The 17,757-nt window shown below is 69.9% G+C and carries 18 protein-coding genes and 2 tRNA genes; 10 read left to right on the top strand and 10 right to left on the bottom strand.

What is annotated here, in order from left to right:
* Positions 1-22: 22 nt before the first annotated feature.
* The 5 genes from N5I75_RS26795 to N5I75_RS26775 all read right to left on the bottom strand — a co-directional run bounded on the left by N5I75_RS26795 (position 23) and on the right by N5I75_RS26775 (position 2,595).
* The gene (locus tag N5I75_RS26795) at positions 23-805 is read right to left on the bottom strand and encodes an ABC transporter permease (protein ID WP_476681440.1); all 783 of its coding nucleotides are present in this window, start codon (positions 803-805) and stop codon (positions 23-25) included.
* The gene (locus tag N5I75_RS26790; RefSeq protein WP_476681438.1) at positions 802-1,785 is read right to left on the bottom strand and encodes an ABC transporter ATP-binding protein; all 984 of its coding nucleotides are present in this window, start codon (positions 1,783-1,785) and stop codon (positions 802-804) included. The genes N5I75_RS26795 and N5I75_RS26790 overlap by 4 nt, the downstream gene beginning before the upstream one ends.
* 128 nt (positions 1,786-1,913) lie before the next feature.
* Positions 1,914-1,989, bottom strand: a tRNA-Gly gene (locus tag N5I75_RS26785).
* Positions 1,990-2,068: 79 nt separating this feature from the next.
* Positions 2,069-2,140 (bottom strand) — tRNA-Gly (locus N5I75_RS26780).
* Between the two features lie 134 nt (positions 2,141-2,274).
* Positions 2,275-2,595, bottom strand: coding sequence for a histone-like nucleoid-structuring protein Lsr2 (locus tag N5I75_RS26775; RefSeq protein ID WP_476681436.1), 321 nt, complete (start codon positions 2,593-2,595; stop codon positions 2,275-2,277).
* A gap of 343 nt (positions 2,596-2,938) precedes the next feature.
* Between N5I75_RS26775 and purS the strand changes: the two genes are divergently transcribed.
* From purS to N5I75_RS26745, 6 genes are all read left to right on the top strand, one after another.
* Positions 2,939-3,238 carry a phosphoribosylformylglycinamidine synthase subunit PurS gene (gene purS, locus N5I75_RS26770; RefSeq protein ID WP_476681434.1) on the top strand — a complete coding sequence of 100 codons (300 nt, stop codon included), beginning with the start codon at positions 2,939-2,941 and terminating at the stop codon, positions 3,236-3,238.
* Entirely contained in the window at positions 3,235-3,918 is a 684-nt protein-coding gene (gene purQ / locus N5I75_RS26765; RefSeq protein ID WP_476681432.1) for a phosphoribosylformylglycinamidine synthase subunit PurQ, read from the top strand. The genes purS and purQ overlap by 4 nt, the downstream gene beginning before the upstream one ends.
* Complete coding sequence (gene purL, locus N5I75_RS26760; RefSeq protein WP_476681430.1) at positions 3,915-6,176, top strand: phosphoribosylformylglycinamidine synthase subunit PurL; 2,262 nt, start codon at positions 3,915-3,917, stop codon at positions 6,174-6,176. Before purQ ends, purL begins: the two co-directional genes overlap by 4 nt.
* A gap of 121 nt (positions 6,177-6,297) precedes the next feature.
* Positions 6,298-6,810 carry an ArsR family transcriptional regulator gene (locus N5I75_RS26755; RefSeq protein ID WP_476681428.1) on the top strand — a complete coding sequence of 171 codons (513 nt, stop codon included), beginning with the start codon at positions 6,298-6,300 and terminating at the stop codon, positions 6,808-6,810.
* A gap of 25 nt (positions 6,811-6,835) precedes the next feature.
* Positions 6,836-7,663: a maleylpyruvate isomerase family mycothiol-dependent enzyme gene (locus tag N5I75_RS26750; protein WP_476681426.1), complete on the top strand. Its 828-nt coding sequence runs from the start codon at positions 6,836-6,838 to the stop codon at positions 7,661-7,663.
* Between the two features lie 116 nt (positions 7,664-7,779).
* Positions 7,780-8,664 carry an META domain-containing protein gene (locus N5I75_RS26745; protein WP_476681424.1) on the top strand — a complete coding sequence of 295 codons (885 nt, stop codon included), beginning with the start codon at positions 7,780-7,782 and terminating at the stop codon, positions 8,662-8,664.
* A 24-nt stretch (positions 8,665-8,688) separates the two neighbouring features.
* On the opposite strand, the gene N5I75_RS26740 is transcribed toward N5I75_RS26745, so the two are convergent.
* Together N5I75_RS26740 and N5I75_RS26735 are read right to left on the bottom strand one after the other, a co-directional pair.
* Positions 8,689-10,113, bottom strand: a complete 1,425-nt coding sequence (locus N5I75_RS26740) for a sulfatase family protein (RefSeq protein WP_476681422.1) — start codon at positions 10,111-10,113, stop codon at positions 8,689-8,691.
* Positions 10,114-10,220: 107 nt separating this feature from the next.
* Complete coding sequence (locus N5I75_RS26735) at positions 10,221-10,316, bottom strand: putative leader peptide (RefSeq protein WP_476681420.1); 96 nt, start codon at positions 10,314-10,316, stop codon at positions 10,221-10,223.
* Between the two features lie 294 nt (positions 10,317-10,610).
* Between N5I75_RS26735 and purF the strand changes: the two genes are divergently transcribed.
* Positions 10,611-12,137, top strand: a complete 1,527-nt coding sequence (gene purF / locus N5I75_RS26730) for an amidophosphoribosyltransferase (protein WP_476681418.1) — start codon at positions 10,611-10,613, stop codon at positions 12,135-12,137.
* 51 nt (positions 12,138-12,188) lie between these two features.
* Positions 12,189-13,259 carry a phosphoribosylformylglycinamidine cyclo-ligase gene (purM, locus tag N5I75_RS26725; RefSeq protein WP_476681417.1) on the top strand — a complete coding sequence of 357 codons (1,071 nt, stop codon included), beginning with the start codon at positions 12,189-12,191 and terminating at the stop codon, positions 13,257-13,259.
* A 186-nt stretch (positions 13,260-13,445) separates the two neighbouring features.
* On the opposite strand, the gene N5I75_RS26720 is transcribed toward purM, so the two are convergent.
* Both N5I75_RS26720 and N5I75_RS26715 read right to left on the bottom strand, forming a co-directional pair.
* Complete coding sequence (locus tag N5I75_RS26720; RefSeq protein WP_394432651.1) at positions 13,446-13,712, bottom strand: DUF3073 domain-containing protein; 267 nt, start codon at positions 13,710-13,712, stop codon at positions 13,446-13,448.
* 263 nt (positions 13,713-13,975) lie between these two features.
* Entirely contained in the window at positions 13,976-15,097 is a 1,122-nt protein-coding gene (locus N5I75_RS26715) for a Leu/Phe/Val dehydrogenase (protein WP_476681415.1), read from the bottom strand.
* 241 nt (positions 15,098-15,338) lie between these two features.
* Between N5I75_RS26715 and N5I75_RS26710 the strand changes: the two genes are divergently transcribed.
* On the top strand, positions 15,339-16,190 hold the full coding sequence (locus tag N5I75_RS26710) for a DUF8083 family protein (RefSeq protein ID WP_476681413.1): 852 nt from the start codon (positions 15,339-15,341) through the stop codon (positions 16,188-16,190).
* A gap of 521 nt (positions 16,191-16,711) precedes the next feature.
* Positions 16,712-16,918 carry a developmental transcriptional regulator BldC gene (bldC, locus tag N5I75_RS26705; RefSeq protein ID WP_003949541.1) on the top strand — a complete coding sequence of 69 codons (207 nt, stop codon included), beginning with the start codon at positions 16,712-16,714 and terminating at the stop codon, positions 16,916-16,918.
* 480 nt (positions 16,919-17,398) lie between these two features.
* Here bldC and N5I75_RS26700 read toward each other — a convergent pair whose 3' ends face one another.
* The gene (locus tag N5I75_RS26700) at positions 17,399-17,602 is read right to left on the bottom strand and encodes a DUF6274 family protein (protein ID WP_476681411.1); all 204 of its coding nucleotides are present in this window, start codon (positions 17,600-17,602) and stop codon (positions 17,399-17,401) included.
* Positions 17,603-17,757 lie beyond the last annotated feature (155 nt).

Genomic DNA, 17,757 nt, shown 5'->3' with positions numbered 1-17,757 from the left:
CACCGCTACGCTCCCGCCCGCTTCACCGTCGCGGCTCCCAGCGGAACCACCGTCGTACAGCAAACACCGCGACGATGATCCAGGCCACCGTGGTGAGGAGCGCGCCGAGCGCGTCGTGCGTGGTCAGCTCCCCGCTCCAGCCGCCCCGGACGAGCGTGAGCGGCCCGGTGAGCGGCAGCAGTTCGCAGACGGCGGCGAGCTTGTCCGGCATGACCTCCAGCGGCACGATCGTGCCCGAGCCGAACATCGACACGAGCAGCATCGGCATGGAGGCGACCTGCGCGCTCTCCACGCTGCGGCTGAACACGGTGGTGATCGCGGCGAGCGCGACGCACAGCGGGAACCCCAACAGCAGTCCCAGTACGGCGTATTGGGGTGCGCCGGGGGCGCCCACGTCGAGCGCCACGCTGCACGCGACGGCCAGGACGACGCACTGGACGAGCCCGATCGCGACGGACGGCAGCGCGGCCCCGGTCAGGATCTCACCGTCGCGCAGCTCACCGGTGCGCAGCCGCTTGAGGACCAGCTCCTCGCGCCGCGCCGCGTAGACGCTGACGAGCGAGCCGTAGACGGCGAAGAGCAGGGAGTACCCGATCGCTCCGGACAGCACGACGACGCCGACGCTGAGCCCGGTGCCCTTCAGCGCCTTCTCGTCGAGGGCCGCACTGGCGCTGAACGGCAGCACCAGGGGTACGAACACGGCGCTGAACAGCACGCCCTTGCTCCGTCCGATGAGCGTCAGCTCGGCCCGCGCGAGGGACCGGAGCCGCCCCGCCGGGGTGGTCGTCATCGTCGCTGTGCTCATGCCGCCATCTCCTTCGCCCGCTCGTCTCCCGGCTCCCCGGTTCCGTCCTTCGCCTCCCGCGCGATCCGCAGGAACGCCTCTTCGAGCGAGGCCCCGCGCACGTCGAGGCGGCGCAGCTCCACGCCCGCGTCCCTGGCCCAGACGAGCAGCCCGGTGGCGGCGCGCTGGAGTTCGTCCGTACGGAGCCGGACGAGACGCCCGTCGGTCTCGTGGTCGCCGACGCCGAGCGAGCCGAGCGGCGGAAGATCGCCCACGTGGTACCCGTCGGGCAGCTCGAACGAGATGTGCGAGGGCTGGGCGGCGACGACCTCGTCGACGCGCCCCTCGGCGGCGATCCGCCCCTCGTGCAGGATCGCGAGCCGGTCGGCGAGCGACTCCGCCTCTTCGAGGTAGTGGGTGGTGAGCAGCACGGTCGTGCCGTCGGTGCGCAGGCGGCGCACCAGTTCCCAGGTCTCGCGGCGCCCTTCGGCGTCGAGCCCGGTCGTGGGTTCGTCGAGGAAGAGGACCTCGGGCCGGCCGAGCAGCGCGAGCGCGAGGTCGAGCCGCCGCTTCTCGCCGCCGGACAGCTGCTTGACCCGGACGTTCCCCCGGCCGGTCAGCCCCACCATCTCCAGGGCCTCCCCGACGGGCCGCGCCCCGCTGGTGCAGCCCGCCCACATCCGTACGGTCTCGGCGACGGTCAGTTCGGCGGGGAATCCGCCCTCCTGGAGCATGACGCCGATCCGCGGCCGTACGTGGTCGCGCTCCCGGTGCGGGTCGTGGCCGAGCACCCGCACCCGGCCGCCGGCGGGCGCCGCGAGTCCTTCGAGGAGTTCGACGGTGGAGGTCTTGCCCGCGCCGTTGGTGCCGAGGAGGGCGAAGAGCTCGCCGCGGCCCACGGAGAAGGAGACTCCGCGCACCGCCTCGTAGGAGCCCCGCTTGCCGTCCCCGTACACGCGGCGCAGATCAGTGACATCGATCACGCGCTCGTTGCTGGTCATGGATCCAGCCTCGCTGCGGCCGGGGCCGGTCGGCAGTGCGCGCTGTCATCGGCCCGCATGACAAATGTCAGGTGTCCCGCGCGGGCATGAAGAAGGCCCCGGATCCTGGGATCCGGGGCCTTCTTTTCTGGAGCGAACGACCGGGTTCGAACCGGCGACCTCAACCTTGGCAAGGTTGCGCTCTACCAACTGAGCTACGTTCGCATTGCCTCCGACCAGCTCTCACTGACCGGCGCGAGCATCAGCCTACCGCACTCGAAAGAGTGCCTGGTACGCGATGCGGAGCGGGTGACAGGAATTGCACACTGCGCCTTCCCCCTGGAAGGGGGATGTTCTACTACTGAACTACACCCGCACGACCTTGTGGGCTTCGGCTTTGTCGGCCTCGCCCCTCGGCGTGCTCCAGACTTTAGCCGACCGCCGGGGGTGCAGCGCAAGTCGGTTCTGCCGAGGGGCTCCTGACGGAGCCCCGACAGCGATCCGCGTCCCTCAGTTGGCCTCGGCGAACGCCTCGTAGACGCGCTTCGGGATCCGGCCGCGCGGCGGCACCTCGAACCGGTTGGAGCGGGCCCAGGCGCGCACGGCGGCCGGGTCCGGGCTGAGGTCGGTGTGCGTGAACGCCTTGCCGGTCCGGCTGGAGCGCTTGCGGCCCGCCTCCAGGTACGGGGCCAGGGTCGAGCGGAGTTTTTCGGCATTGGCTTGATTGAGGTCGATCTCGTACGACCTGCCGTCGAGACCGAAGACGACCGTTTCCGCCGCTTCTCCGCCGTCGATGTCGTCAAAGAGAGTGACCACGACACGCTGCGCCACGAATATCGGTCCCTTCGTCCGGCACCCCCGCTTTGACGTGCGGTGATGTCGACTGTCCAGCTCTGTATGAGCAATGTTCGGGCTAAACGCGCGCCCGAGTGCAGGCAGGTTGCCTGTATGCGCCATTTCCTTTTTACCCTGCCCGGCATTGTGCTGGGAAGACCAGTTAATAACCTGCGCGTGTCCCCGGGGCGAGTTATCCGGAGTCTTTCCCTTGATTTTCCGTGCGGATCTCCGCTTGTTGCCGTAACGTGACGCGGCTCTCGTAGCTTCCTACCGTCTACGCGAGTAGAAGATTTGGGCAGGTACGCTGAACGGACCTGCTCAGCACCACACACCGGGAGTGCCAGTGGCACGCGTCGTAGTCGACGTCATGCTCAAGCCGGAGATCCTCGACCCCCAGGGCCAGGCGGTGCAGCGTGCGCTGCCGCGCCTCGGTTTCGACGGCATCTCCGACGTTCGCCAGGGAAAGCGATTCGAGCTCGAAGTGGACGGGCCGGTGGATGACGCCACCCTCGCCCGTATCCATGAGCTCGCGGAAAGCTTCCTCGCCAACACGGTGATCGAGAACTTCATCGTGAAGGTGGAAGACGCCGCGGGCGCGGAAGAGCCCGTTTCCTCCGCGGCAGGGGCCGAAAAGTGACCGCTCGTATTGGCGTCGTCACCTTTCCGGGCTCCCTCGACGACCGCGACACCCAGCGCGCGATCCGCCTGGCCGGTGCCGAGCCGGTGGCGCTGTGGCACAAGGACAAGGATCTGAAGCAGGTCGACGCGGTCGTCCTGCCGGGCGGATTCAGTTACGGCGATTACCTGCGGGCGGGCGCCATCTCGCGTTTCTCGCCGGTCATGGAGACGCTGATCGACCAGGCGAAGGCGGGCCTGCCCGTCCTCGGCATCTGCAACGGGTTCCAGGTCCTCACCGAGGCCCACCTGCTCCCCGGCGGCATGCTCGGCAACGACCACCTGCACTTCATCTGCCGCGACCAGAAGCTGCGCGTGGAGAGTGCGGACACCGCCTGGACCGTCGACTACGAGGCGGGCCAGGAGATCCACATCCCGCTGAAGAACATGGACGGGCGGTACGTCGCCGACGAGCGCACGCTCGACATGCTGGAGGCGGAGGGCCGCGTCGTCTTCCGCTACCTCGACGTCAACCCGAACGGCTCGCTGCGCGACATCGCCGGCATCACGAACGAGGCGGGCAACGTCGTCGGTCTGATGCCGCACCCGGAGCACGCCGTGGAGCCCCTCGTCGGCTCCGGCCGCACCGACGGCCTCCCCTTCTTCACCTCGATCCTCAAGAAGCTGGTCGCCGCCTCATGAGCCTCGACACCGTAGACAACGCGAGCAAGACCCCCGACGTCGAGCTCCCCTGGGCCGAACTCGGCCTCAAGAAGGACGAGTACGCGCGCGTGGTCGAGATTCTCGGCCGCCGCCCGACCGGCGCCGAGCTCGCCATGTACTCCGTCATGTGGTCCGAGCACTGCTCGTACAAGTCCTCCAAGGCCCACCTGCGCCAGTTCGGCGAGAAGGCGCCGCAGTCGGACGCCATGCTCGTCGGCATCGGTGAGAACGCCGGTGTGGTGGACGTCGGCCAGGGCTACGCCGTCACCTTCAAGGTGGAGTCGCACAACCACCCGTCCTACGTCGAGCCCTACCAGGGCGCGGCCACGGGCGTGGGCGGCATCGTGCGCGACATCATCGCCATGGGCGCGCGTCCGGTCGCCGTGGTGGACCCGCTGCGCTTCGGCGCCGCCGACCACCCCGACACCAAGCGCGTGCTGCCCGGCGTCGTCGCCGGCATCGGCGGCTACGGCAACTGCCTGGGCCTGCCGAACATCGGCGGCGAGGTCGTCTTCGACTCCTGCTACCAGGGGAACCCGCTGGTCAACGCCGGTGCCATCGGCGTCATGCGACACGAGGACATCCACCTCGCGAAGGCGTCCGGCGCGGGCAACAAGGTCATCATGTACGGGGCCAGGACGGGCGGCGACGGCATCGGCGGCGCCTCCATCCTGGCGAGCGAGACCTTCGACGACGCCAAGCCGTCGAAGCGTCCCGCGGTGCAGGTCGGTGACCCGTTCCAGGAGAAGCTGCTCATCGAGTGCACCCTGGAGGCGTTCGCCGAGAAGCTCGTCGTCGGCATCCAGGACCTCGGCGCGGCGGGTATCTCCTGTGCGACGAGCGAGCTGGCGTCCAACGGCTCGGGCGGTATGCGCGTCGACCTTGACGACGTACCGCTGCGCGACTCCACGCTCTCTCCTGAGGAGATCCTCATGAGCGAGTCGCAGGAACGCATGTGCGCCGTGGTCGAGCCCTCGAAGGTCGACCGCTTCCTGGAGATCTGCGAGAAGTGGGACGTCATCGCCACCGTCATCGGCGAGGTGACCGACGGCGACCGCCTGGAGATCTTCTGGCACGGCGAGAAGATCGTCGACGTCGACCCGCGCACGGTCGCGCACGACGGCCCGGTCTACGAGCGCCCCTACGCGCGCCCCGAGTGGCAGGACGCGCTCCAGGCCGACGACGCGGGCAAGCTGCCGCGCCCTTCTTCGAGCGATGAGCTGAAGGCGCAGGTCCTGGCGCTGGTCTCCTCGCCGAACCAGGCGTCCAAGAAGTGGATCACCTCGCAGTACGACCACTTCGTGCAGGGCAACACCGTCCTCGCGCAGCCCGAGGACTCGGGCATGATCCGCATCGACGAGGAGACCGGCCTCGGCGTCGCCATCGCGACGGACGGCAACGGCCGGTACGCGAAGCTCGACCCGTACACGGGCGCGCAGCTCGCCCTCGCGGAGGCGTACCGCAATGTCGCGACGACGGGCGCCAAGCCGCTCGCCGTCTCCGACTGCCTGAACTTCGGCTCGCCCGAGGACCCGGCCGTCATGTGGCAGTTCGCCGAGGCCATCCGCGGTCTGGCCGACGGCTGCCAGCAGCTCGGCACCCCGGTGACCGGCGGCAACGTCTCGCTGTACAACCAGACGGGCGAGGCGGCCATCCACCCGACGCCGGTCGTCGCGGTCCTCGGTGTCATCGACGACGTGGCGCGGCGCACGCCGGTCGCGTTCAAGGAGGAGGGCCAGCTGCTCTACCTCCTCGGTGACACCCGCGAGGAGTTCGGCGGTTCGGCCTGGTCGCAGGTGGTCCACGACCACCTCGGCGGTCTCCCGCCGGCCGTGGACCTGGAGCGCGAGCGGCTGCTCGGCGACATCCTCATCTCGGCCTCGCGCGACGGCATGATCGACGCCGCGCACGACCTCTCCGACGGCGGTCTGATCCAGGCCGTGGTCGAGTCGGCGCTCCTCGGCGACAAGGGCGCGCGCCTGGTCGTCCCGGACGGCCTCGACGCGTTCACGTTCCTCTTCTCCGAGTCGGCGGGCCGCGCGGTCGTCGCCGTCCCGCGCAGCGAGGAGCTCCGCTTCACCGACATGTGCGGGGCGCGGGGTCTGCCGGTCACGCGCATCGGCGTCGTGGACGGTTCGGGCGCGGAGGCGACCGTCGACGTGCAGGGCGAGTTCGCTCTGCCGCTGAGCGAGCTGCGCGAGGCGCACGAGGGGACGATCCCGGCGCTGCTGGCGTAAGCGTTCCTGCGTTTCCTCCGTTTCGGAGTCCCCTGCCCGGGTCGGGCAGGGGACTCCGTCGTGTTCGGGATCGCCCGAACGAGGGATTGTTCGGTCCTACGTAATTACGTAATCTCGACACATGACGGATCTGGAGCAGCGGGTCGCCGAGCTGGAGCGGAGGCTCGACGCCATGGAGAGCGGGCGCGCGAGCGGCCCGGCGGCAGCAGCCCCGGGCACGTTCTGGGCGCTCGACGGGCTGAAGGAGCAGCTGGCGGATGTCGCGAGCGGAGGGGTGCTGTTCACCGGGGCGGTGCGGCTGCCGGGCGGGGAGGAGAGCGGGGGATACGAGTGGCAGTACGGCGCCGTCACCGACGAGCTGCTGGCGTCCGACTGGACGGACGTGGCGGAGGCGTTCGCGGCGCTGGGCCACGGCCTGCGGCTCAGACTGCTCCGCGAGGTCCTGGGCGGCCGTACCTCCGCGACCGAGCTGGCCGACCTCGACGACGTGGGGACGAGCGGCCAGATCTACCACCACCTGCGCCAGTTGACCGCCGCCGGCTGGCTGCGCTCCGCGGGCCGGGGGCGCTACGAGGTGCCGGCGGGCCGGGTCGTGCCGCTCCTGGTGGCCCTGACCGCGGCGAGACCGGCCTGAACCGTACGGGCGTAGGGTCGCCGTCATGACTCCTCCGCCGGCCGGCAGGGGCGCGGGCGCCCCTGGCAAGAAGCGCACCCGTTCCTACGCCCCCGCCAAGATCCGCGATGCCGTGCTCGCCCAGTTCGGGAACGTACGGAAGGCGGCCGGGACCCTCACGCCCGAGCAGCTCGCGGCGCCGACGCGGCTCGGGGACTGGACCGTGCGGGAGTTGCTCGCGCATCTGTCGATGGCGCTCGGCGCGATCGACCGGGCCCTGGAGCAGCCGGAGCCGGGCAAGGCCGAGGTCGCCGCGCTCGACTGGCCGTTCGCCACGGCGGCGAACGCCGGGGGCATCGCCGACCGCAGCCGGACCATCGCCGCCGAGAACCCCGACCTCCCGGCGCTCCTGGCCCGGACCGAGGAGCGTTTCGCGGCGAACCTGGACGAGACCGCCGACAGCCGGGTGCTCGCGGTGGGCGCCGGTGCCATGACCTTCGCCGACTACCTGGTCACCCGTACCGTCGAACTCGTCGTGCACACCGACGACCTGAACGACGCGGTGCCGGGGCTCGACGTCCCCGTCGACCGGCAGGCGCTGGCCGCCTGTACGCGGCTGCTCGCCGACGCGCTCGCCGTGAAAGCGCCGGGCGCCTCGACGGAGGTGCGGATCCCGCCGTTCGCCGTCGTCCAGTGCGTCGAGGGGCCCCGGCACACGCGCGGCACCCCGCCGAACGTCGTCGAGACGGACCCGCTCACCTGGGTCCGCCTGGCCACGGGGCGTACGCGCTGGTCGGTGGCGATCGACGACGCGCTCGTCAGCGCCAGCGGTGAACGGGCCGATCTGACGGGCGTGTTGCCGATCATGGCCTGACGGATCGTCCTGCCGATCATGACCGACGGACGGTTCTGCCGATCATGGCCTGACGGTCCTGCCGGGCGGGGGCGAAGGGACGGAACCGAACACGGGGGTCGTCCCGTCACATCGGCATGTTCACGCAACGCAGTACCCGCGCCCTGCTCACCGCCGCTCTGCCCCTGGTCGCGCTCACCACTGTCGCGGCCTGCGGGAACGAGAAGGCGTCCGACGACAACGCGTCCGGCGCGAAGGCCCCCGGCACGGTGGAGGTCGGCGGCGCCCCGGTCACCGGTGTCACCTGGCACGTGCGGAGCATGACGGTGGACGGGACGACGACCAAGGCACCGGACACCGCACATCTGCAGTTCGTCTCGGACAAGCGGGTGCGCGGCAACTACGGCTGCAACGACTTCGACGCGCAGGCCCAGGTCGACGGTGACAGCGTCGACCTGGGCAAGGTGCGCACCACCCTCATGGCCTGCGCCGACAAGAAGGAGGGCGCGTTCGAGAAGAGCCTCGCCCGCGCGCTCGCCGACAAGAACACCGTCGAGGCCGACGGCGACGACCGGCTGACCCTGACCCGGGCCAACGGCGACACCGTCACCCTGACCAGCAGGCCCGCGCAGGACGACGCCGCGCTCACCGGCACCCGCTGGACCGTCGACACCCTGCACCACGACGACGTCGCCGAGTCCCTGCCGAAGGCGGTACGGGACCGGGCCCGGCTCGTCTTCGGCAAGGACGGCCACGTCGACGCCCGACTCGGCTGCAACAGCGGCAGCGCCAAGGCCGCCGTCAGGGACGGCCGCATCGCCTTCTCCACCCTGACCAGCACCAAGATGGGCTGCGTCGGTGACGCCGCCGAGGTGGAGAAGACGATGAAGAAGGTCCTCGGCGGCGACGCGACCGACAAGGCGACCGGTGACGCGACCGTGGCGTACGAGATCAAGGGCGACACCCTCACCCTGACCGCCCCCGACGGCACGGGCATCGGCCTCACCGCGGTGAAGAAGTAGCGGGCGAGTGGATCAGCCGGGGTATCAGGCGTACGGCAGCAGCTCCTTGTCCGTCCTCTCCCACGCCGCCTTCAGCTCGGCCAGCACCTCCGGCTCGTCGGCGGCCCGGTCGGCCTGCTCGCGCCGGTCGGCGGAGAGATCGAACAGCTGGTCCGCGCCGCCCTTGCCGCGGTAGTACTTCCAGTTCCCGCGCCGCACGGCCCGCTCCCCGCGCACCCGCCAGAACAGATCGCGCTCGGGCAGCTTCTCGCCGCGCAGCAGGTACCCGGCGAGGCTGGTCCCGTCGAGCGGGTGGGCGCGGTCGGGCCGGGCGCCGCCGATCTCCAGGAGCGTCGCCGTCCAGTCGGGCGTGAAGACCGGCTCGTGGCTGACCTGCCCGCCGTCGAGCCGCGCGGGCCAGCGCAGAATCGTCGGCACGCGGATGCCGCCCTCCTGGAGGGACGCCTTGTTGCCGGAGAGCGGCCAGTTGTAGGAGAACCGCTCGCCGCCGTTGTCCGAGGCGAAGAAGACGAGCGTGTCCTTCTCCTGCCCGGACTCCTTGAGCGCCTTCAGCACCTGGCCGACGGACCGGTCCAGGTCCTGCACCATCTCCGTGTACTTCTCGACGGAGCCGCCGTCGGTGTGGAACAGCGCCCGGCCGTCCCCGGCCTTGATCCGCCGGACGACCTCGGCGCTCTCCTCCTCGTCCCCGTCGGCGATCCAGGGCCAGTGCGGAGTGGTGAAGTTCAGGTTGAGCAGCCACGGCTTGCCGCCATGGTCCCGACGCACGTACTCGCTCGCCCGCTCCGTCAGGATCCGCGTGTAGTACCGCAGGTCCTTGTATTCGGCGTCACCCTCGCGCACGTCGCCCTCGTACAGGTCGTACTCGCCGCCGAGCCCGAGCTTGGAGTAGTACTCCAGGGCCCCGCCGAAGTTGCCGAAGAACTCGTCCCAGCCGGACTTGGTCGGCGAGTAGTCCGGCAGGTAGCCGCAGTGCCACTTGCCGATCAGCGCGGTCGCGTACCCGGCGCCGCGCAGCAGCGAGGCGAGCGTCGGATGGTTCGGGTCGAGCCCGACGGACCGGTCGGCGATCGGCTCGGCGAGCCCGCCCTTCGTACGGCCCGGATAGCGGCCTGTGTAGAGGCTGAACCGGGTCGGCGAGCAGGTGGCGGAGCCGCTGTACGCGTCGGTGAACCGGACGCCCTGCCGCGCCAGCCTGTCCAGGTTCGGGGTCTTGATGTGCGGGGCGCCGTACGAGGACAGGTCGGCCCAGCCCAGGTCGTCGCCCAGGATGAAGAGGATGTTCGGCCGCTTGGCGGGCCGCCCCGGGGAGGCGCGAAACAGCCGCTCCTCAGCACCGGAGGCGGCATCGGCGGGCGTGGCCGCCGCACCGAGCGCGGCGGCGGTCGCGGAGGCGCCGACCACCCCGCCGAAAGCGCGCCGGGACAGTTTCGAGGCATGCGAAGGCATGAAAGGGCTCCGAGGAAAGGAGAGGGGGAAGAGCGCAGGGCAGGACGGCGTCACGCTCCTCCGGCGCAAAGGAGCGGAACCCGTGACAGATCAGGCGGTGTTACGGCTCAGCCGCGGCGACAGATCGCGCTGGCGACACGGACGAGGTCGACGTGCCGGCGCTCCACGAGGGTGACCGTGCGGTCACGGAGGAGGGGCTGCATGATCCAGGACCATGCCGAGCGTGACCTACACCTGTCAACGAGGGTCCGTAGTGCGGACGCCCGGAGTGCGTCCCGTCACACTCGGCCGCGCACGCGCCCCCACCCCCGGCCGCCCCTCTGTTTACCCCGGTGAACGGCGCTGCAGCCCTGGAATCACAGGCCCGAACGCCCCTCGGACCCACCCCGCGCTACGCGCGTCCAGTGCGTTCCACCAACCGCGCGAGCCCCTCCACGACGTAGGAACCGCCTATCCCCAATTCGGACCAGTGGTCGATCTCGCCTACACTCGGAAACGTGCCACGTGGTGACGGTCGACTCAATCACGATCTGCTCCCCGGCGAGAAAGGCCCCCAGGACGCGTGTGGCGTCTTCGGTGTCTGGGCTCCGGGCGAAGAGGTCGCAAAGCTCACGTACTTCGGGCTCTACGCCCTCCAGCATCGGGGCCAGGAATCCGCGGGAATCGCGGTCAGCAACGGCTCCCAGATCCTCGTCTTCAAGGACATGGGCCTCGTGTCCCAGGTCTTCGACGAGACTTCCCTAGGCTCCCTCCAAGGTCATATCGCGGTCGGTCACGCCCGCTACTCGACCACCGGGGCCTCCGTATGGGAGAACGCCCAGCCGACGTTCCGCGCCACCGCGCACGGTTCGATCGCGCTCGGCCACAACGGCAACCTGGTCAACACGGCGCAGCTCGCCGAGATGGTCGCCGACCTCCCCAAGGAGAACGGGCGTGCGACGCAGGTCGCCGCCACCAACGACACCGATCTCGTCACCGCGCTGCTCGCAGGGCAGGTCGACGACGACGGCAAGCCGCTGACCATAGAAGAGGCGGCGCCCAGGGTGCTGCCCCAGGTCCAGGGCGCGTTCTCGCTCGTCTTCATGAACGAGAACACCCTGTACGCGGCCCGCGACCCGCAGGGCATCCGCCCGCTGGTCCTCGGCCGCCTGGAGCGCGGCTGGGTCGTCGCCTCGGAGTCCGCCGCGCTCGACATCTGCGGCGCCTCGTTCGTCCGCGAGATCGAGCCGGGCGAGTTCGTGGCAATCGACGAGAACGGTCTGCGAACGTCCCGCTTCGCCGAAGCAAAGCCGAAGGGCTGTGTCTTCGAGTACGTCTATCTGGCCCGCCCCGACACCGACATCGCCGGGCGGAACGTGTACCTCTCCCGCGTGGAGATGGGCCGCCGCCTCGCCGCCGAGGCCCCGGTCGAGGCCGACCTCGTCATAGCGACCCCGGAGTCCGGCACGCCGGCCGCGATCGGCTACGCCGAGGCCAGCGGGATCCCGTTCGGTGCCGGTCTGGTGAAGAACGCCTATGTGGGCCGTACCTTCATCCAGCCCAGCCAGACGATCCGCCAGCTCGGCATCCGGCTCAAGCTGAACCCCCTCAAGGAAGTGATCAAGGGCAAGAAGCTCGTGGTCGTCGACGACTCGATCGTCCGCGGCAACACGCAGCGCGCCCTGGTCCGTATGCTCCGCGAGGCCGGCGCGGCCGAGGTCCACATCCGGATCTCGTCCCCGCCCGTGAAGTGGCCGTGCTTCTTCGGCATCGACTTCGCGACCCGCGCGGAGCTGATCGCCAACGGCATGTCGGTCGACGAGATCGGCACCTCGCTCGGCGCCGACTCGCTCTCGTACATCTCCATCGACGGCATGATCGAGGCGACCACCATCGCCAAGCCGAACCTCTGCCGCGCCTGCTTCGACGGCGAGTACCCGATGGACCTCCCCGACCCCGAGCTGCTCGGCAAGCAGCTCCTGGAGACGGAGCTGGCGGCGGGCCCGGCGGCCATGGCGGCGAACGACGCGATCCGTCGTCCGTAACCCCCTCCGCGACCCGACCTCCGCAGCCTCGACACGAAAGCTCTCTCACCCATGTCTTCTGACTCTTCCGGTGCCAGCTACGCCTCCGCTGGCGTGGACATCGAGGCGGGCGACCGCGCCGTCGAGCTGATGAAGGAGTGGGTGAAGAAGACGCAGCGGCCCGAGGTCCTCGGCGGCCTCGGCGGCTTCGCCGGCCTCTTCGACGCCTCCGCCCTCAAGAAGTACGAGCGTCCGCTCCTGGCCTCCGCCACGGACGGCGTCGGCACCAAGGTCGACATCGCCCGCCGCCTCGGCGTGTACGACACGATCGGCCACGACCTCGTCGCGATGGTCATGGACGACATCGTGGTGTGCGGCGCCGAGCCGCTGTTCATGACCGACTACATCTGTGTCGGCAAGGTCCACCCCGAGCGGGTCGCGGCCATCGTGAAGGGCATCGCGGAGGGCTGCGTCCTCGCGGGCTGCGCCCTGGTCGGCGGCGAGACGGCGGAGCACCCGGGCCTCCTCGGCCCGGACGACTTCGACGTCGCGGGCGCCGGCACCGGCGTCGTGGAGTACGAGAACCTGCTCGGCCCCGACCGCATCCGCGAGGGTGACGCGGTCATCGCCATGGAGTCCTCCGGGCTTCACTCGAACGGGTACTCGCTGGTCCGCCACGTCCTCCTGGAGCGCGCCGGGATGGCCCTGGAGCAGCAGGTCGACGAGCTGGGCCGGACGCTCGGCGAGGAGCTCCTGGAGCCGACGAAGATCTACTCCCTGGACTGCCTCTCCCTCACCAGCACCACCGAGGTGCACGCCTACAGCCACATCACGGGCGGCGGCCTCGCGGCCAACCTCGCCCGGGTGATCCCGGACGGCCTGCACGCCACCGTGGACCGCTCCACGTGGGCGCCGGGCGCGATCTTCGACCTCGTCGGCAAGGCCGGTCGGGTGGAGCGTCTGGAGCTGGAGAAGACGCTGAACATGGGCGTCGGCATGATGGCGGTCGTGCCGCAGGAATCGGTCGACGTCGCGCTCGCCACGCTCGAGGACCGCGGCGTGGAGTCGTGGGTGGCCGGCGAGATCACCGCCCGCGGCGCACACCCGACGGGCGCCGAGCTGACCGGCGACTACGCCAAGTAGACGGACCCGCTGCCCGTCGCAAGGCGGGCAGCGGCTCCCCCTGCCGTCACGGCCGTGGACAGCACAAAACCCGGTCCGGCGTGGTGGACCACTCCGGACCGGGTGAGAGTGCAGCAGTAAGCGGAAATCAGTCGGCTGAGAACAGCGTCAGCTGAGATCGATTACGTGCCGGCAGCTGTCACGAGGTCAAGCGCCGCGGCGCTGAGACGACGGACCGGACTCGTCGGAGTCCTCGTCCTCGCCCTCGTTGTACAGATCCGCATAGCGGGCGTACGGGTCGTCTTCCTCGTCGTCGTCATCGAAAGGCTCGCCGTTCGGCGGCTGATTCGATACTGGGTTCGACGTCGATGCGCCCAGCTCATTGGCCAGACGCGACAGGTCAGTCCCGCCGCTGCTGTACTTCAGCTGGCGGGCGACCTTCGTCTGCTTGGCCTTTGCCCGGCCGCGCCCCATGGCTCGACCCCCTCGGATACGGGGCTCGACGGCCCCAGAGTCTTGACACGCGTTCATGATCTAGAACGGGCTCCCCGTGAGGAGACCGGTCCGTAGGGCTTCCACGGTACCTGAGCCCACGCCCATACGGTACGTCGCCCGCAGGACGCGCCTGCCCACAGGACCAGCAAGGAGCCCTGTCCTCGCTGGTCAGCTGCGATTTTAACCTCTTCTGGACCCGCGACCCGCCGAAGAGCGTGACTCTGGTCATGTCCGCGCCGCGCTCAGCGGGACGAGCGCGCCTCCGCCATCCGCTGCTCGGCGATCCGGTCGGCCGCGGCGGCCGGCGGAATACCATCCGCCTTTGCGCGAGCGAAGATGGAAAGCGTGGTGTCGAAGATCTTCGCGGCCTTGGCCTTGCACCGGTCGAAGTCGAACCCGTGCAGCTCGTCGGCGACCTGGATGACACCGCCCGCGTTCACCACGTAGTCCGGGGCGTACAGGATCCCGCGGTCGGCGAGGTCCTTCTCCACACCCGGGTGCGCGAGCTGGTTGTTGGCCGCGCCGCACACCACCTTCGCCGTGAGCACCGGCACGGAGTCGTCGTTCAGGGCGCCGCCGAGCGCGCAGGGCGCGTAGATGTCGAGGTCCTCGACGCGGATCAGCGCCTCCGTGTCGGCGACGACCGAGACGGACGGGTACTGGTCGGTGATCCGGCGCACGGACTCCGCGCGCACGTCCGTCACCACGACCTCGGCACCGTCCGCGAGCAGGTGCCCGACCAGGTGGTACCCGACCTTGCCGACGCCCGCGACGCCCACCTTGCGGCCGCGCAGCGTCGGGTCGCCCCACAGGTGCTGGGCGCTGGCGCGCATGCCCTGGAAGACGCCGAAGGCGGTGAGCACGGAGGAGTCGCCCGCGCCGCCGTTCTCGGGGGAGCGCCCGGTGGTCCAGCGGCACTCGCGCGCGACCACGTCCATGTCGGCGACGTACGTGCCGACGTCGCAGGCCGTCACGTAGCGCCCGCCGAGCGAGGCGACGAAGCGGCCGTAGGCGAGCAGCAGCGCCTCGCTCTTGATCACGGCGGGGTCGCCGATGATGACGGCCTTGCCGCCGCCGTGGTCGAGCCCCGCCAGGGCGTTCTTGTACGACATGCCGCGGGCCAGGTTCAGCGCGTCGGCGACGGCTTCGGCCTCGGTGGCGTACGGGTAGAAGCGGGTGCCGCCGAGGGCCGGGCCGAGGGCGGTGTTGTGCAGGGCGATGACGGCCTTCAGGCCGCTCGCGCGGTCCTGGCAGAGCACGACCTGCTCGTGCCCGCCCTGGTCCGAGTGGAAGAGGGTGTTCAGGACGTCCGGGGCGCTGGTGGTGCCGGAGGTGGTGACAGGGTCGCCGGTCACATCGGTCACTGTGGTGACTCCCAAGTACATAGCGGCGGTTGGGCGGAATCCCGTGCGGGTGGCGGGCTCTCCACCGTTCGTGGGCAAGAGATTAGAACGTGTGGGGGCCCGCCACGGCCGCAGTGCCGAGGATCACTCTCTCGCGTGGGGCGGCGGCGGAAGTACGGTCGAATCCCGCCGCGTCCCGCGGTAGCCCGTCGTGGGACGATTTGCAGTGATTTCCAACCGATGGGCGGGGGAGGGAGCAGCCGTGCCCGAGGTGTCGCCGGTGACCGTTCCGTATGCGGCGTACTTGCGTGTGTACGAGCCGCTCGCGGCGTTCCCGCAACCCGAGCGGGACCACTGGGAGCGGTACGCGAAGCGCGAGCACCACCCCTCCTACCAGGACGAACTCCGCCGTTCTCTGGCCGACTTGCTGCCTGTGCCGCCGGTCCCGGTGCCGGTGCACGAGAGCGACGACGCGTTCGTGGCCGAGATCGAGGGCGTCCTGTGCGTGTGCCCGTGGCGCACGCGGCTGCGCGGCTGGCAGGCCCTGGACGAGCTGCCGGGCCAGTTGCCGGCCCCGCTCCTGGACGCGGTGCTCCCGCCGGTGGTGCGCCGCCAAGCGGCCGGGGACTACGAGCGCTGGCTGGAGCGCAATCCGGACGCCCGGCCGTGGATCCGCACGGAGACGTGGCAGGTGCCGATCAACTGGTTCGTGCTGGTCTCGGACGAGGAGCGGGTGTACGAGGCGAAGGCTGCCGGGGACGCGGCCGGTGGGCCCTCGCTGCGCTACCGCACCCCCATGGTGCAGGCCCGGCGCCGGGTGGCGCGCGGCCTCAAGGCGCTGCGGGACGCGGTCGACGAGGGGCCGTTGATCGACGGCCTGGTGGACGTGGGGCGCTGGCTCGAGGAGTTCCACCCGCGCTCGTACGTCGAACTCGACTACGGCGGACTTGTGTACGTTCTCCCTCCGGACCTGCTCGACGAGGATCACTCGGCTGCCGATGTCGCCGAGGGAATCGAAGCACTCCGTCGCGGCGACGCGGACGGAGCGAGCGAGGCGTACGCCCGGCTCGTGGAGCGGTGGCGCGCGGTGCGGGACAGGCGCCAGGCCAACTGAGACACCGGCGGCGCGTCAGAGGGCGCGTCAACTGGCGGGGCGCGCGGGTCTCTTCGGGACCTACGTCCCGATCCGGGCGTTTGACTCAAGCGTGACGGACTGCACTAACTTCACCCTTGCGCCCATCGCCCCTCCTCGTGCCAAAATAGGACAAGGAGCCCGGGGAGGGCGCCATCCGTCCATCTATGTCCATCCATAGGCAGCCATGGACGGATTGCTCAGCATTGCACTGCCGTTGGGGGGTCTGACGACTCCTGATCGCTCTGTGACTGATCGTCACTGTGGCGTGACTGTCCGCTATGGCATGGTCCATCGGCTTCCGTCGCTGATGAACACCTGGGAGGGCAATTCCATCGGTTTGGCCGACGAGGCTGGACGGATGGTGTAGTTGTAGTGCCGAGGACAAGCCGTTCGTCCTATAACCGACTCGACCCGTGTCCGCCATTTCGGGCAACGCGGGTCAAGGTGCAGAATTTAAAGGAAAGAACCGAGAAGGTTCGGTTCTCCCGAGGAGGCCGCTCATGACCGCTCGCACCCCTGATGCCGAGCCGCTGCTGACCCCCGCCGAGGTCGCCACGATGTTCCGCGTGGACCCGAAGACCGTCACGCGCTGGGCCAAGGCTGGCAAGCTCACGTCGATCCGCACGCTCGGCGGGCACCGCCGTTACCGCGAGGCCGAGGTCCGCGCCCTGCTTGCGGGCATCCCGCAGCAGCGCAGCGAGGCCTGAGACACCGCAGAACGCAGCATTACCGGGCGTTTCGGGCCCCCCAACCCGTACCGCGCCCACCCCTAGCTCCACACGACGCGGGTTCTGCCCCAACAGGACCCACGCCCACTGAAGCGTCATCTCAACTGCATCACGGGTGCGTCGTCGATCGCGCTGGACTCCGCCGGGTCCAGCGCGATCTTTTTTGTGCGCCCGAGGAGGCGGCCGGCGTGCCGGGACGGTGATCTGTGGGCGCCCTTGTGGGTGCTTGATCGGTCCCTGGTGGGTACCTGGCGGTCAGCTGTGAGGGCAGTGCAATTGCACATATTAAATTGAGCAGTTGTAGGGAGGGTGTAAGAAACGGTGTTTCCAAAACTAGTTCGGTGACACCGTCACACCCCGGGGAGCTTGTTGCTGATGACGCCTGTGCGCTAAAGGGGTATCTGCCCGGAACCTGTCCTCAGGGTGCCACTTCCTGAGGGGCGCGTGGGACGGCTTTGGTCACTGCTTCCGGGGACTTTCGTCCCCGCCCTCCTCCCGGACGCTCTCGGGCCCGTCCTGGGCCTCCGTGGCGGGGTCCAGGGCGAGACGGAGCAGGCGGTGGCAGATCGGGCAGTGCCGGGTCAGGTGGCGGTGGCCGGAGGCGGCGGAGAGGTGGGCGCGCAGGAGCGCCCGCACTTCGTGACGTTGTACGGGTGCCGCCATGGGGTCCGCCTCCCGCCCTGGTCTCCTGCCGGACGTGCCTCTCGTTCCGGCGTACCCAGAGCCCGTGCCGGAGTCAAGAACCCGGGGCACACGCGTAGAGGCCCGCACCTTCCGGTGCGGGCCTCTACTTCACTGCGGTCCTGACGGGATTTGAA

The sequence above is a fragment of the Streptomyces sp. R818 genome, assembly GCF_056172735.1.
This window is presented reverse-complemented; position numbering and strand designations above follow the sequence as displayed.